Raw genomic sequence first — 12,827 nt, forward strand, 5'->3', positions numbered from 1 at the left:
TGAATTAAGAATGGGAGATGATGGATGTGGGTTTAAATGAGTGGTTCAATAAAGGTTTGACGCCTGAACAGTATATGGAAACGCTAGATAAACATAAAGAAGCGTTCAACCATATTTACGAAAGTTTCAGTGTTGAAAATGATGAAACTTTTCTTCAACAATTAAATGAAAAAAACGTGCGTGCTGTCGTATTAGCCGAACCTTGGTGCGGTCATTGTATGTTAAACATTCCAGTTTTACTTCGACTTTCGGAAAAAGCAAACATGCCCATTAAATTTTTGTTACGTGATGAAAACTTAGAACTTATGGATCAATATTTAACAAACGGAAAATCAAGGACCATCCCGATTATGATTTTCATCAATGAAAATGGCGATGAAATCGCGAAATGGGGACCAATTGCTGATAAAACAAAACAATATGTTGATGAGCTTAGAAAAGATTTACCGCCAAAAGAGTCCGAAGAATATGATGAAAAATTCAAAGAATTGATTGCGATCACAGGAAAAGAGTTTAAAGAAAACGCCGACTTATGGAATGGCGCGTATATAAGTATGAAAGAAACCTTATCAAAAATTTAATCATGCATATAAAAACTCATGCAAAATAATCATTGCATGAGTTTTTTGTTACTAGGTCAAAGCAAGATCAACACGATAAAGGTCTAGGTCAATCTCAACCTGTTGGCCAAGCGCAAGTTTCGCAAGTTGTCCGCCTAAATAAGGGCCGACTGTTAATCCTGAGGAACCTAAGCCATTTGCTAAAAATAGACCTGTCATGTTTGGGACTTCGCCGATAATGGGCATGAAATTAGGTGTCACCGGACGAAATCCTACACGCGCTTCTTTATAAGTTGCACTTTTTAGACCCGGTGCAACTTGCAACGCTTTGTGTAAGATTTCATGTAATCCACCCGCAGTCACGTTTAAATCCCCTTCTTTACCGTCTTCATACGTCGCACCTACGACCACTTCTCCATCATCAAACGTGAGAATATATTGGTTCGTTGGCGGCATGACTACAGGCATATGAGCACGCTCAACACCTTCAAGTTGTAAATGAGCGATTTGTGCTTTTTGGCCCTTTACTTGTAAGTCAATGCCAATTGGCGATAATAAATCCGAAGCCCAGGCGCCCGCGGTAACGATCACACGATCAGCATGAATCACTTGCTCCCCGACTTTCACACCTTCAATATTTGTGCCTTGATTGAGTAGGCTAGCTGAATCTTCTATAAAAGTTGCGCCATGCTTTTTGGCCCCGTTAATTAATGCGTCACGCACTGCACGTCCATTCACTCTCGCCGCACCACTCACGTAGACAGATGCATAGGCTTCATCTAGCGGAGGGAATAATTGGTTTGTATCGTCTTCATTTAATCGATAAACTTCTCCAATTTCGGGTGCATCCATTCTTCTATTCGTAGCCCGTTCCTCCATTGCTTCGAGCTTTGCGGTTTCAGTATGTAAGCTAATGGCCCCAACTTTTCGGTAACCCGTATCTTTTTCTCCATCGGCTTCTAACGCTTCAATTAGTGATTCATAATAAGCCGCACCATTTTTAGCAAGCGTATACCATGCTTTATTTCTTCGTTGAGATAACCACGGACAAATAATTCCAGCAGCTGCATCTGTTGCTTGTCCTTGATCTTTTCTATCAATGACAGTCACTGAAGCACCTAATTTGGCCAAATGGTACGCCGTGGAAGCCCCAAGAATCCCAGCACCGATTACGATAAACTTATTCATACATACAACTCCTACTACCGATTACTTCTCTTCTACCCACGTTTTACATGCTGTTTCGTCATACATTCCATAGGCTGCGTGGAATGTTGGCCCAACGCCTTGTTTAAAGCCAAATGAATGGCGAATGGCTGCTGTAATAAACTTTTTTGCATGCTCTACTGCTTCAGGAACTGTGCTTCCTTTTGCAAGTTCCGCCGTAATCGCAGCTGAATACGTACAGCCAGCCCCATTCGTATGAATTGTATCGATACGCGGCGCTTCAAACATATAAAATTGTTGTCCATCGTATAAAACATCGACAGCCGGTCCATCTAGTCTTCCCCCTTTTACGAGGACATACGCAGGACCTAACCCATGTAATTCTTTCGCAGCCAATTTCAGGTCTTCAATCGTCAGAAGTTCCGACGTTCCCAGTAATTGTGCAGCTTCAGGCATATTTGGTGTAATAATTGTCGCCAAAGGAAGTAATTCCTTTTTCATACTTTCAATGGCGTCTTCTTTTAATAAAACTGACCCAATTTTTCCAATCATAACTGGATCAACGACAACATGTTTCACGCCTGACTCTTTAATCCATCCGGCCGTCTTTGTAATAATTTCTTCAGTAAATAACATACCCGTTTTTATCGCATCCGCCCCGATATCCCGTAATACGGTATAGACTTGCGCTTCAATTGCATCTATGGACTGCGGGAAAATTCCTTCTCCCGTTCTAGGGTTTCGAGCGACGATGGCTGTGACCGCAGTCGTCCCAAAAACACCTAACTCTTGAAATGTTTTTAAATCAGCTTGAATGCCGGCTCCGCCTCTCGCAGCAGATCCAGCAATCGATAATGCACGACGTATCATTCAAATATCCCCCAATTTCATTCATCTGCCTTGAAAAAAACACCCCGATTTGGAATGGTTTTGACAATACTATTTCATATTATAAACGAACATGTCATGTTTTAAATAAAAAAGCAACTATAACTACTGGTTCTTCAATAATTTTATAAGTAATTTTACTCAATTGTTTTTCATATAAATAATCTGATGATAGATGGAGGGGATCGTTTGCAAAAAACATTCGAACAAGAGGTGCTATTTGAACTGCATTTTTGGCTAGAAATATTGAAAGACCATAGCTCCTTTATTCATGATTCATTGGCACCTAGTGAAACAGCATACATTGAAGAAGCCAATGCTTTCAAAGAACGATTCACAAGCCTTCTTGCAACATCTAAAGAGGAGATGGATGAGCAGTCTATACTGGCGTTAACTAAAGAAGCAAAAGAAGCGAGTGAGGAAATTCGAGCTTTTAAATTAACCTTAATACAAGCCCATTTAATTGGAGATATCAAAATCTCCTTAACACCATCTTTCTTAAATCATATGGTGAATGAAGTTGAAGAAGCGATTCGGCTTTTCTCATATTTTGAAAAAGGAGAAAAAGCGCCTCCTGTCCATCCACTTCACCATGACTTATTATGGCTTCTTGATGCAGCAGGACATGCCGGAGCAATCAATGCGGATATGGACGGAGCCGAAAAACAGTTAAAAAAGAAAAGTCATAAATTCACAAAAGAATGGGAGGCATTTTACCTAAAAGCTGTAGAAATGGCTGGATACTTACGTACAAATGTCATGAAATTCCCCGCTTTAAGGAAATTTCACAATGATATTAATTTAGAAATGACCATTTTTAAAGCTTTTCTTGATGAATTAAAAGAAATGGAACTCAATAAAGAGGCGCTCGGAACATTCACTGCACAAATGGCTGATCATATGATGCGGGAAGAAACGTATTATTTACTAAAGTTATCCGAAACGACAGATATCCCTCCTCCAAAAGGAGACCCAACGAGGCTGAGCAATTAAGTATTAACAGTGATTAACTTTTTATCTAACATCATTAATTAGCTCAATAAGAATGCCCATCCAATTTTAATGGATGGGCATTTTTTATAAGTAATCAACTGATTAATCAGCTAAGCCATTAATAAACTCTTCAATTTCTTCCTGTGATTTACGGGCTTTACTTACAAAACGCCCCACTTCTTCACCAGAATGAAACGCAACAAAACTCGGAATGCCGAAAATGTCCATTTCACTACATAAATCGATAAATTCATCACGATCTACAGAAATAAACGTGTATTCGGGATAATCTACTTCAATGCGCGGTAAAATTGGCTCGATTACCGTGCAGTCGGGGCACCAATCTGCCGTAAACATAAAGATGGTTCTCTCTTCATTTTTCAGTTGTTCAAATTGTTCTAGTGATTGTAATTTTTCCATTTCATGATCCCCCTTAGGAATATATCAATTCTCTAACAGATTTAATGCATGAATGACGCCGGCATGTGTTCCTTCATGCCAAGATAAGAATTGTACGATGCCATCAATCGTGCGAAACGTCATAATATCGTCTCCGATTACTAATGGTTCGTCCATTTTTCCGTCTAGCTTGTCTTCAATAAATGGAACGACCCAATCCATTTGTTCACGAAGCGCTGCCAAAATTTCTTCACCTGACGGAACGTCATCTCCCCATTCGCTTGGACTTGATCCATCATCAAACAAAGGAATCCACTCCGGATATTTTGGCTCGTATGATTTTACGCTTTTTTGGAGGAATGTCTCTACAATTACAAATATATGACCAGCATGCCAACGAATATTATTATTAAAGCCCTCAGGTTGATAATCCCACTTCGAATCATCTACCCTTTTCACCCGGCCAATTGTATACATACGCGACAACCTTAATTGTTGAATCGTCTCGATTGAAATCCTCTCCTTTAATTCTATGTCTACTTATTACTTTAGCTGATTATGTGCCATATTTGAAATTTCTGGCTTGAAAGATTGAGTCAAATTTTTGTGGGTACTATTTTAAGCAGAGGTTTTCTTATCTTGGTTAGTTAAGTGGTCCGTTATTTAAAATGCCAAATAAACTATGTTGATTTACGTTCCGAGCGGACGCTTTCGGTGGGCGTGCGGTGAGCCAATCGCAAAACGCAGATTGCGATTTGCCGTATTTCTGCGGTTTTTGTAGAAATTAAGGCATCCGGTCGATATTCATGCTCATAACGCTTCGCTTTTACTCGCAAAAACCGTTCTTTGTGACGGCTTTCGCTAATCCCACCCGAGTCGCCGCTCTGCACTCCAATCAACTGAGATTCCTTATACATAAGTTTTTATAAATGCAAATAACTTAAATAACTTTCTTATCTCAAAATCCCTGTCATCCTTTTAAAGCTCGATAAACAGGCTGCATCTTTCTTTCGCTTTAAACAGACACTTTTCGCTGCAATCAACGAAAATAGAATAGATCAATGTTATAAAACTATTCATCTGCTATGATACTCATAGTACATCATAACGGAGTTGAAGTTTTATGGATTTATTTTTAATTATCCTTCCTGTGCTGATTATTTTTTCAATTGGATTTATTGGACAGCGCTTAATTGGCTTTGATATTAAGTCAATTTCAACGGTTGCCTTATATTTAATGTCTCCATTTCTTGCGTTTCGCACTTTTTTTACGAATCCATTAACGGCAGATTATTTATACATTATCGTAGCATGCCTAGTGCTTACGCTTGTATTATTCATCATCGTATGGGTGACAGGCTATTTCATGAAAGCGACGAGACCACAACTTTCCGCTATGATTTTAGGTGGCGTCTTTATGAACAGCGGCAATTACGGAGCCCCTGTTGTGCTATTTGCTTTCGGCGCTGTCGGATTTGACTATGCGGTCATTATGATGGTCTTTCAATCTTTATTAATGAATACTATTGGAATCTTTTTTGCAGCACTTGGTGGCGAAGAAAAAGCGACGTTAAAGCAATCCTTTCAGCGCGTCATACGGATGCCGTTAATTTATGCAGCAATCTTTGGGGTCGCCTGCCAATTATTTTCCATTACGCTACCAACCCCGTTGATGGATGGGATTAGTTTAGTTGCAGATGCTTCGATTCCGACAGTGATGCTCGTGCTGGGCATGCAACTTGCAGCGATTAGTAGAAAAAAGGTCGCTTATCGTTATGTGACTGCGGTTACCGTGATTAGAATGGTCGCATCCCCGGTCATTACCGCAGTCATTTTGTATTTCATGCCGGTGAATGACTTATTACGATCAGTCATTATTTTACAATCTGCAATGCCTGCCGCGGCCAATACAACGATGTTTGCGCTGCAATTTGGTACAGAACCCGATTTAGTTTCATTTACAACGTTTATTACAACAATCATTAGTATTATTACGATTCCCATTGTCTTATTCTTTTTAGGCGCGTGAAGAAAAATAGAAAGGATTTGTAATTATGTTGGAATTCATTGATCATCTAGGTAGAAAAGTACAGCTTGCCTCCTCACCAAAAAGGATTATTTCCCTTTGTCCTGCCATTACAGCTACTTTATTTTCATTAGCACTCGAAAATGAAATTGTTGGACGCACACGCTATTGTATTTATCCAAAAAACAAGGTGGAAAAGGCTGCAATTGTTGGCGGAACAAAAGAAATTAACTTGAATAAAATACGTGACCTGAAGCCGGATTTAATTATCGCTGAAAAAGAAGAAAACACGAAAGAAATCGTTCAGCAATTAGAACATGAATTTCCAGTTTATGTTTTTGAAGTTCAATCGATTGAAAAGAATGACCGCATGATTCGAGACATTGGAAGCATCACAAATAGGCAACACGAGGCCACTTCACTTATCCAAAGAATTAATGAAGCGTTTGCAAATTTACCAAACCTCCACGGTAAGCGAGTCGCCTATGTCATTTGGAAAGACCCTTATATGGTCGTTGGACATTCAACTTACATACAATCCGTATTGGAAGCAATGAATACTGTTAATCCTTTCAAAACACTTGAGAGCCGCTATCCAATCGTTTCTTTTGAAGACATACAACGCGCTAAACTAGATTATTTGCTCTTAGCAACTGAACCGTATGCTTTCACTGAAAAACATGTCATGGAATTGAGGACGACATTAAAAAACACTGTCCCCAAACTCATCGATGGCGAGATGCTTTGGTACGGTGCCAATATGCTAGAAGCTGCAAACTACCTCAAAAACAATTTTACAGAATCCTAATAAAAGCGCACCCTTGCTGTGGGTGCGCTTTCCAAATCATTTCTTTTCAATTAGCCCTGTTTCAATTAAAAATTCCTCAGCAACTCGTTCAACCATCATGCCATCATTATCGACTTTTCCATTCATAATTTGCATCGCTTCTTCATCAATCTTTCCTTCTAAAAGCCTAAGTACTTCTTCGAGTTCAGGATATTCTTCTAATGTTTCTTTTCGTACTAGCGGAAGTGCATGATACGGTGGGAAGAATGATTGATCATCTTCTAATACACGTAAATCGTATACTTGCAACTGACCATCTGTCGTATAAGAGTTAATGACATCTACTTCACCTGCGTTGATGGAACGGTACATCATTCCATGGTCCATTCCTTTTACGTCTTTGAACGATAGATCGTATTCTTTTTGAAAACCTGGCAGTCCATCAGGTCGATCAATGAATTCGAAGACAGCCCCTAACACAAAGTCGGGTGCATATTCAGCGAAATCGCTAAATGTCACAACACCCAGTTCCTCGGCTTTCTTTTCATCAAAAGCAAGGGTGTACGTATTATTGAAACCAAATGTGTTAAATGCAACAATGCCATCTCCGTCAACAAGTCGTTTTGTAGCTGCTAATGTTTCTTCTGCAGTTCCAGGTTCTTCATGGTAATAAGAAACAACAATTGTGCCTGTATAGTCAGGAATCACATCGATATGGCCATTCGTCATCGCATTCCAGACAACGTTTGAACCACCAAGATTCTCTTTGTAAAGAACGTCAATGCCTAATCTGTCTTCAATCAACTGTCCCATAATGTTAGACAAAATAATACTTTCCGTATTATTCCGAGAACCTACGCGAATCGTATCTTTTTCAATAAAAATACAACCTGCTAACATTGTTAGAATTATTGTTAACAATACGCCTCGAATGAATAGATTTTTCTTTTTCATGCTTATTTCAATCCTTCCGGCGTCGACCAACGTTCAACTGCACTAAAGAACGTTTCTATCATGATCGCAAGAAGCGTTGCAGGAATGGCGCCAAGTAAAATTAACCCATCTATTCCACGGGTAATCCCAAGGAAAATAAAGTCCCCGAGTCCACCTGCACCGATGAATGCGGCAAGCGTTGCATTTCCAACGTTAATCACTGCAGCTGTACGAATCCCTGCCATAATAATCGGAACGGCAAGCGGTAATTCGATTTTAAACAAAATTTGCATATTCGTCATCCCGACACCTTTCGCAGCTTCAACGGTTGCCGCGTCAACGTCTTTAATTCCGGTATACGTATTTCGCATAATCGGCAGTAACGAGTATAGAAAAAGCGCCGCAATCGCTGTTTTGACACCAATACCAAAAATCGGAATCATGAACCCAAGTAACGCTAAACTTGGAATCGTTTGCAGAACACCTGCTCCGCCAAGTAATAATGTTTTTAACCATGGTACTCGGGTAGCGACAATGCCTAGCGTGACGGCAAGAACAGTGGCAATAATCATCGAAAAGAAGACGAGTTGGATGTGGACGAATGTAGATTCAAGCACTTCAATCCATCTTAACTGCGTTTGTTCAGCAAGTTGTTGCCATATATTCATGTTATTCATTTGTATCTTCCTCCGTTTCCGTCCATTGACTGGACATAGCGGAGAGTAAGGAACCGCGTGTAACAAGTCCTACTATTATTTGGTTTTTATCAACAACCGGAATCATCCCAAAAGGTGCTTCGTCAATCATCACGATGGCGTCTTTTGCAGTTGCCGTATCAAGCAAAACTGGTTTTGCAGGAACCATTACATCGTCAATTGTATCGATCACATCAAACTTTTTAATTAAGTCATAAGCCGATACAATACCTAATAGTTTCTGGTCGTCATCTAAAATGACAAGGTTTGTTATTTTACGTTGACGGATCAGAGCAAGTGCTCTTTCCGGAGAACGCTGAGGGGGAGAAGTAACGATAGTTTCTGACATAATCTCAGTAACTGGCATTAGTTCAGGATTTTGGATAATGCGGTGTTTGCCAATAAACTCTTCCACAAATCCATGGGCTGGTTCATGTAGTAATTTCTCTGGAGTATCTAACTGAAGTAATTTACCGTCTTTCATAATTGCAATACGGTCACCCATTTTTAAAGCTTCATCCATGTCATGTGTTACGAAAACAATCGTTTTCTTTAACTTTTTATGCAATGTTAAAAGTTCAGCTTGTAGCTGTTCGCGAGTAATTGGATCTAGCGCACTGAAAGGTTCATCCATTAAAATAATATCTGGATTGGATGCAAGTGCCCGAGCAATTCCAACTCGTTGTTGTTGACCACCGGAAAGTTCTTTAGGATAGCGGGTCGCGTGGATTTTGGGGTCTAGACCGACCAATTCAAGCAGTTCTTTGACTCGTGGTTGAATATCTTTTGCATCCCACCCTTTGAGTTGTGGAACGATTGCAATATTCTTTTCAATTGTATAGTGCGGAAATAGCCCAATTTGCTGGATGACATAGCCAATATTACGCCTGAGCTCGGAAGCTTTATACGACTTAATGTCTTTATCATCAATTGATACCGTTCCACTTGTGTGAGGGATAATGCGATTAATCATTTTCATCGTTGTTGATTTACCTGAACCACTCGGACCTATCAGAACGAGTAATTCACCTTCTTTAATTTCAAAATTGACAGACTTGACGGCTTGAAATCCGCCTTCATACGTTTTCGTTACATTTTCAAACTTAATCATAAGAACCTCCTGTAGTAGTTAGAAACAAATATAGTCATCTTTAAAACTCTCTATCAACCTCCTAATAAATTTTTAAAACAGGTATTTATCTAGCCTAACATACTTAAATAAGTTTTGCACATAATTTTCTAAAAAGGGCATCTCTTCGGATTTTTCGAGCGATAAAGTAGCTATTCGAAATCTCCACTAGTCAGCTATAGCTATCACTCTATCTATATTCACTCACATTCTAATTGCCCAATAGAATGTGAGTGTTTTCATTCATTATTTTTCGTCGTATGAAATGCATAAAAATTGGACTTCGTCGTTTGTATAGTTATACCAGTAATGCACTTGATTGGAATCAAACATAATGGATTGATGCGGCTGAAGGGTTTGAGTCCTATCTTCAATTTGTAAAGTGAGCTCTCCTTTTAAAACATATAAAAACTCTTGGCCTGCATGCGAAAATGACTCTCCTTCATTTTGTCCTGGTTTCAGTGTGATTAACATTGGCGCAAATGCCGGATTTACTAATTGACCGCTTAAGTCTTTATACGAAAATTGTGGACTTGTAATTTGCCGGGTTTTCAAAGCATCACTCGATGTGACTTCTCCCTCTTCTGTTACATCATTGAAAAAGTATCCCGGATTGACATCGAGTGCCAATGATATCTTTTTTAATGAATTTAATGTCGCAGAAGATTTTCCTCTTTCTAACTGCGATAAAAAACTAATCGAGAGTTCAGTTTGCTCAGAAAGACTTTTCAATGTCATCTTTTTCTGTTTTCGTATTTGTTTAATCAGTATCCCTAAATTTTCTTCCATTCTCTTCTCCCCCTATCTCATGCATAGTTGACAGAATTTTATAATAGCACTATGATAAAAATAGTTCAAATTGAAGTATTACTTTAATTTTGTATAGAATTAGTAGGAAAACAATGAGGCAAAAGATGTTTTTCTAATGCCACAACATATCTGGGTTTCTCAACTACTACCGTTTTAATTCCAGTTATAATTGCGACAATTATTACAACGCTCTTAATTCCTGTCATAGGATTCCTTTAGGCAATATGACGTGGTCAGAATTGGACGTTTAATTATTTAGGAGGCTATACGCATGCTTATCATTAATGAAAAAGAAATCCAATCGATTTATGGAATGAACGAAGCTTTACTTGATGTTGAAAAAGTATTACAAGCAATGGCAAAGGATAAAATCGATAATCCGAATCGTACAGTGATTGAATTCCCTGAACGGAGTGCGTCTTCGTTATATATGCCGAGCGCGGACCTTGTAGATGAAATCGCAACAATGAAAGCCGTTACAATCTTCCCGGATAACCCTGCAATTGGAAAACCAACCACTCAAGGAGTACTGTTAGTCACAGATGCGACAAATGGCGAACATTTGGCGTTGATGAATGCATCTTACTTAACTCGTTTACGAACGGGTGCATTAAGTGGTTTAGCGACCGCGAGATTGGCAAGAGAGGATGCTGCAGTTTTAACAGTTATTGGTACGGGCGGCATGGCGTTCGAACAAGTATTAGGCGTCTTAGCTGTCCGCAATATTAAACAAATTTTACTCGTGAACCCAACTGAGGAAAAGGCTATTCAGTTCGGCGAAAAGCTTCGTTCATTTGGCATTAACGAAGAGATTCAAATTGAAGTTATTCGAGATGTTGCAGTAGCGGTTCGTCAAGCTGATATTATTTGCTGTAGTACACGCTCCTCAGAACCTGTATTTGATGGAAAAGACGTGAAACCTGGAACCCACGTAAACGGAGTTGGCTCTTATTTACCGCATATGCGCGAAGTAGATTTTGAATTTATTCAACGAGCAAGTAAAATTGTCGTCGATGATTTAGATGGCATAAAAGAAGAAGCTGGCGAATTAATTCATGCAGCTGAGCAACCAGACTGGAGTTTCGAAGCGTTACACGGTGAATTAAAAGAACTGGTAACCGATAACATTGACGGACGGACAAACGAAGAAGAAATTACATTTTTCAAATGTGTCGGTGCTGCTTATTTCGACTTAGCCGTAGCTAAAGGGGTTTATAAAATAGCGAACGAACAAAAGATTGGCTTGCGCACTGAGATTTGACGATAACGAGTAAAATGTAAAAGAGCTTGGATATTTTACTAACAGGTTCGGTTGATGGAGAGAAAATGCAAAACGCACCTCCATTATCAGATTAGTTATCATATGATTCGTACCCAAATTGACAGTATAAAAGGCATTAAAAACGCACAGTTCTGTGCGTTTTTAATTGTCGTATTTTATTGTTGCAACTTGAATATGTCTTTCTAAACAACTGCGCCCATTAGTCATCCATGTAGCGCAAAGTCAGCGCTACACCACAGTTGAATAAATACCTATTACACATTATGTTCGAAATGTCCATCAAGTTTATCTTGTAAAAGCATAATAGATTACATATAACCAACTAAAAAAACCATGAATACATGCCCATAAAATTGATTTGTGTATACTCCAAGATATTGCGATTGCCAACGCTGAACCGAATGTAATACCCGTTCTAGCTACTGATTTACCTGTATCGTTCATTTTGGTTTCAACCCTTTCGTTACCGTCGCATTTTTTGTCAAATGCGATACAATAACTACCATATTAATCTTCAACTAATTTGTACCTATTACTGAATAGGTGCCAATTCTTATTAAAGAGTTGCGCGCGATTATAGAATATTACATTCCTAAAATATTCCCACTGAATACTCTTAAAACAACCCAATTAAATTTTCCATATTATAAATCAAAACTGAACCTATCAATAAATATATTAATGTCACTATATATTGATTTGTACTTTTAAGGTACTTCCATTCCAAAATAAATTGCAATCCATTTTGTGCAATGACAAGGGAAATGAAATACCATCTTGCCACATTCCATTCTACTTCCGTATAGATAACATAGATTAGACCACATAAAAAAATGACTGTAATAATACCTCTACCCCATTGGTCAATCTTTTTCCCAGAGGTATCTGAGATTTTCTTTTTTTCTACTTTAAATAATTTATTCAAGAGTCTATCTAACGGAACACTTATAATAAATATGATTATAAAAAACAAAACAAATCCCATAATACCCCTCACTTCTTTATATTTTGACCCGTTTCAGTAAGAGGTTGCGAATCCTTGAAAGAAGCAAAGGATAGGGCTGAAAAGGCATCAAAGTTATTGGCAGGATATGCTGAAAAACATACATCAGTCGTATTAGTTGGTCATGTTTTTTATTATGCTAATCACAAAAGAAC

General features: G+C 38.7%; 15 protein-coding genes. 5 read left to right on the forward strand and 10 right to left on the reverse strand.

Annotation, left to right across the window (positions count from 1 at the left end):
* Window positions 1–20 precede the first annotated feature (20 nt).
* Window positions 21–581 (forward strand): thioredoxin family protein, encoded by a 561-nt coding sequence (locus BI350_RS11590; protein WP_342672177.1) that lies wholly within the window; start codon window positions 21–23, stop codon window positions 579–581.
* A 51-nt stretch (window positions 582–632) separates the two neighbouring features.
* On the opposite strand, the gene BI350_RS11595 is transcribed toward BI350_RS11590, so the two are convergent.
* Window positions 633–1,748, reverse strand: a complete 1,116-nt coding sequence (locus BI350_RS11595) for an NAD(P)/FAD-dependent oxidoreductase (protein ID WP_075528262.1) — start codon at window positions 1,746–1,748, stop codon at window positions 633–635.
* 21 nt (window positions 1,749–1,769) lie between these two features.
* Window positions 1,770–2,597, reverse strand: coding sequence for a bifunctional hydroxymethylpyrimidine kinase/phosphomethylpyrimidine kinase (thiD, locus tag BI350_RS11600; RefSeq protein ID WP_075528263.1), 828 nt, complete (start codon window positions 2,595–2,597; stop codon window positions 1,770–1,772).
* A 207-nt stretch (window positions 2,598–2,804) separates the two neighbouring features.
* Here thiD and BI350_RS11605 point away from each other — a divergent pair, with 207 nt between their 5' ends.
* On the forward strand, window positions 2,805–3,608 hold the full coding sequence (locus BI350_RS11605; RefSeq protein WP_245698254.1) for a DUF2935 domain-containing protein: 804 nt from the start codon (window positions 2,805–2,807) through the stop codon (window positions 3,606–3,608).
* Window positions 3,609–3,710: 102 nt separating this feature from the next.
* On the opposite strand, the gene BI350_RS11610 is transcribed toward BI350_RS11605, so the two are convergent.
* On the reverse strand, window positions 3,711–4,028 hold the full coding sequence (locus BI350_RS11610; protein ID WP_075528265.1) for a thioredoxin family protein: 318 nt from the start codon (window positions 4,026–4,028) through the stop codon (window positions 3,711–3,713).
* 24 nt (window positions 4,029–4,052) lie between these two features.
* Window positions 4,053–4,493: a DinB family protein gene (locus BI350_RS11615; RefSeq protein WP_281181725.1), complete on the reverse strand. Its 441-nt coding sequence runs from the start codon at window positions 4,491–4,493 to the stop codon at window positions 4,053–4,055.
* Window positions 4,494–5,130: 637 nt separating this feature from the next.
* Between BI350_RS11615 and BI350_RS11620 the strand changes: the two genes are divergently transcribed.
* Both BI350_RS11620 and BI350_RS11625 read left to right on the forward strand, forming a co-directional pair.
* Window positions 5,131–6,036 (forward strand): AEC family transporter, encoded by a 906-nt coding sequence (locus BI350_RS11620; RefSeq protein ID WP_075528267.1) that lies wholly within the window; start codon window positions 5,131–5,133, stop codon window positions 6,034–6,036.
* Between the two features lie 25 nt (window positions 6,037–6,061).
* Window positions 6,062–6,841 (forward strand): helical backbone metal receptor, encoded by a 780-nt coding sequence (locus BI350_RS11625; RefSeq protein ID WP_075528268.1) that lies wholly within the window; start codon window positions 6,062–6,064, stop codon window positions 6,839–6,841.
* Between the two features lie 36 nt (window positions 6,842–6,877).
* Here BI350_RS11625 and BI350_RS11630 read toward each other — a convergent pair whose 3' ends face one another.
* From BI350_RS11630 to BI350_RS11645, 4 genes are all read right to left on the reverse strand, one after another.
* Window positions 6,878–7,774 carry a glycine betaine ABC transporter substrate-binding protein gene (locus BI350_RS11630; protein ID WP_075528269.1) on the reverse strand — a complete coding sequence of 299 codons (897 nt, stop codon included), beginning with the start codon at window positions 7,772–7,774 and terminating at the stop codon, window positions 6,878–6,880.
* 2 nt (window positions 7,775–7,776) lie between these two features.
* Complete coding sequence (locus BI350_RS11635) at window positions 7,777–8,430, reverse strand: ABC transporter permease (protein ID WP_075528270.1); 654 nt, start codon at window positions 8,428–8,430, stop codon at window positions 7,777–7,779.
* Window positions 8,423–9,559 (reverse strand): betaine/proline/choline family ABC transporter ATP-binding protein, encoded by a 1,137-nt coding sequence (locus BI350_RS11640; protein ID WP_075528271.1) that lies wholly within the window; start codon window positions 9,557–9,559, stop codon window positions 8,423–8,425. The genes BI350_RS11635 and BI350_RS11640 overlap by 8 nt, the downstream gene beginning before the upstream one ends.
* Window positions 9,560–9,823: 264 nt before the next feature.
* Window positions 9,824–10,366: a helix-turn-helix domain-containing protein gene (locus tag BI350_RS11645; protein WP_075528272.1), complete on the reverse strand. Its 543-nt coding sequence runs from the start codon at window positions 10,364–10,366 to the stop codon at window positions 9,824–9,826.
* 292 nt (window positions 10,367–10,658) lie between these two features.
* Between BI350_RS11645 and BI350_RS11650 the strand changes: the two genes are divergently transcribed.
* Window positions 10,659–11,648 (forward strand): ornithine cyclodeaminase family protein, encoded by a 990-nt coding sequence (locus BI350_RS11650; protein ID WP_075528273.1) that lies wholly within the window; start codon window positions 10,659–10,661, stop codon window positions 11,646–11,648.
* 306 nt (window positions 11,649–11,954) lie between these two features.
* Here BI350_RS11650 and BI350_RS17095 read toward each other — a convergent pair whose 3' ends face one another.
* Window positions 11,955–12,113: a hypothetical protein gene (locus tag BI350_RS17095; protein ID WP_168157267.1), complete on the reverse strand. Its 159-nt coding sequence runs from the start codon at window positions 12,111–12,113 to the stop codon at window positions 11,955–11,957.
* Window positions 12,114–12,285: 172 nt separating this feature from the next.
* Window positions 12,286–12,654, reverse strand: coding sequence for a DUF4181 domain-containing protein (locus BI350_RS11655; RefSeq protein WP_075528274.1), 369 nt, complete (start codon window positions 12,652–12,654; stop codon window positions 12,286–12,288).
* Window positions 12,655–12,827 lie beyond the last annotated feature (173 nt).

It is taken from the genome of Sporosarcina ureilytica (genome assembly GCF_001753205.1).
In the GTDB taxonomy this organism is placed as follows: domain Bacteria; phylum Bacillota; class Bacilli; order Bacillales_A; family Planococcaceae; genus Sporosarcina; species Sporosarcina ureilytica.

Excerpts from the sequence above, each read along its gene's own strand:
- BI350_RS11595 (WP_075528262.1), bottom strand. The coding sequence starts at position 1,748 with ATGAATAAGTTTATCGTAATCGGTGCTGGGATTCTTGGGGCTTCCACG.
- BI350_RS11655 (WP_075528274.1), bottom strand. The coding sequence starts at position 12,654 with ATGGGATTTGTTTTGTTTTTTATAATCATATTTATTATAAGTGTTCCG.
- thiD (WP_075528263.1), bottom strand. The coding sequence starts at position 2,597 with ATGATACGTCGTGCATTATCGATTGCTGGATCTGCTGCGAGAGGCGGA.
- BI350_RS11630 (WP_075528269.1), bottom strand. The coding sequence starts at position 7,774 with ATGAAAAAGAAAAATCTATTCATTCGAGGCGTATTGTTAACAATAATT.
- BI350_RS11610 (WP_075528265.1), bottom strand. The coding sequence starts at position 4,028 with ATGGAAAAATTACAATCACTAGAACAATTTGAACAACTGAAAAATGAA.
- BI350_RS11645 (WP_075528272.1), bottom strand. The coding sequence starts at position 10,366 with ATGGAAGAAAATTTAGGGATACTGATTAAACAAATACGAAAACAGAAA.
- BI350_RS11625 (WP_075528268.1), top strand. The coding sequence starts at position 6,062 with ATGTTGGAATTCATTGATCATCTAGGTAGAAAAGTACAGCTTGCCTCC.
- BI350_RS17095 (WP_168157267.1), bottom strand. The coding sequence starts at position 12,113 with ATGAACGATACAGGTAAATCAGTAGCTAGAACGGGTATTACATTCGGT.
- BI350_RS11590 (WP_342672177.1), top strand. The coding sequence starts at position 21 with ATGGATGTGGGTTTAAATGAGTGGTTCAATAAAGGTTTGACGCCTGAA.
- BI350_RS11640 (WP_075528271.1), bottom strand. The coding sequence starts at position 9,559 with ATGATTAAGTTTGAAAATGTAACGAAAACGTATGAAGGCGGATTTCAA.
- BI350_RS11620 (WP_075528267.1), top strand. The coding sequence starts at position 5,131 with ATGGATTTATTTTTAATTATCCTTCCTGTGCTGATTATTTTTTCAATT.
- BI350_RS11635 (WP_075528270.1), bottom strand. The coding sequence starts at position 8,430 with ATGAATAACATGAATATATGGCAACAACTTGCTGAACAAACGCAGTTA.
- BI350_RS11650 (WP_075528273.1), top strand. The coding sequence starts at position 10,659 with ATGCTTATCATTAATGAAAAAGAAATCCAATCGATTTATGGAATGAAC.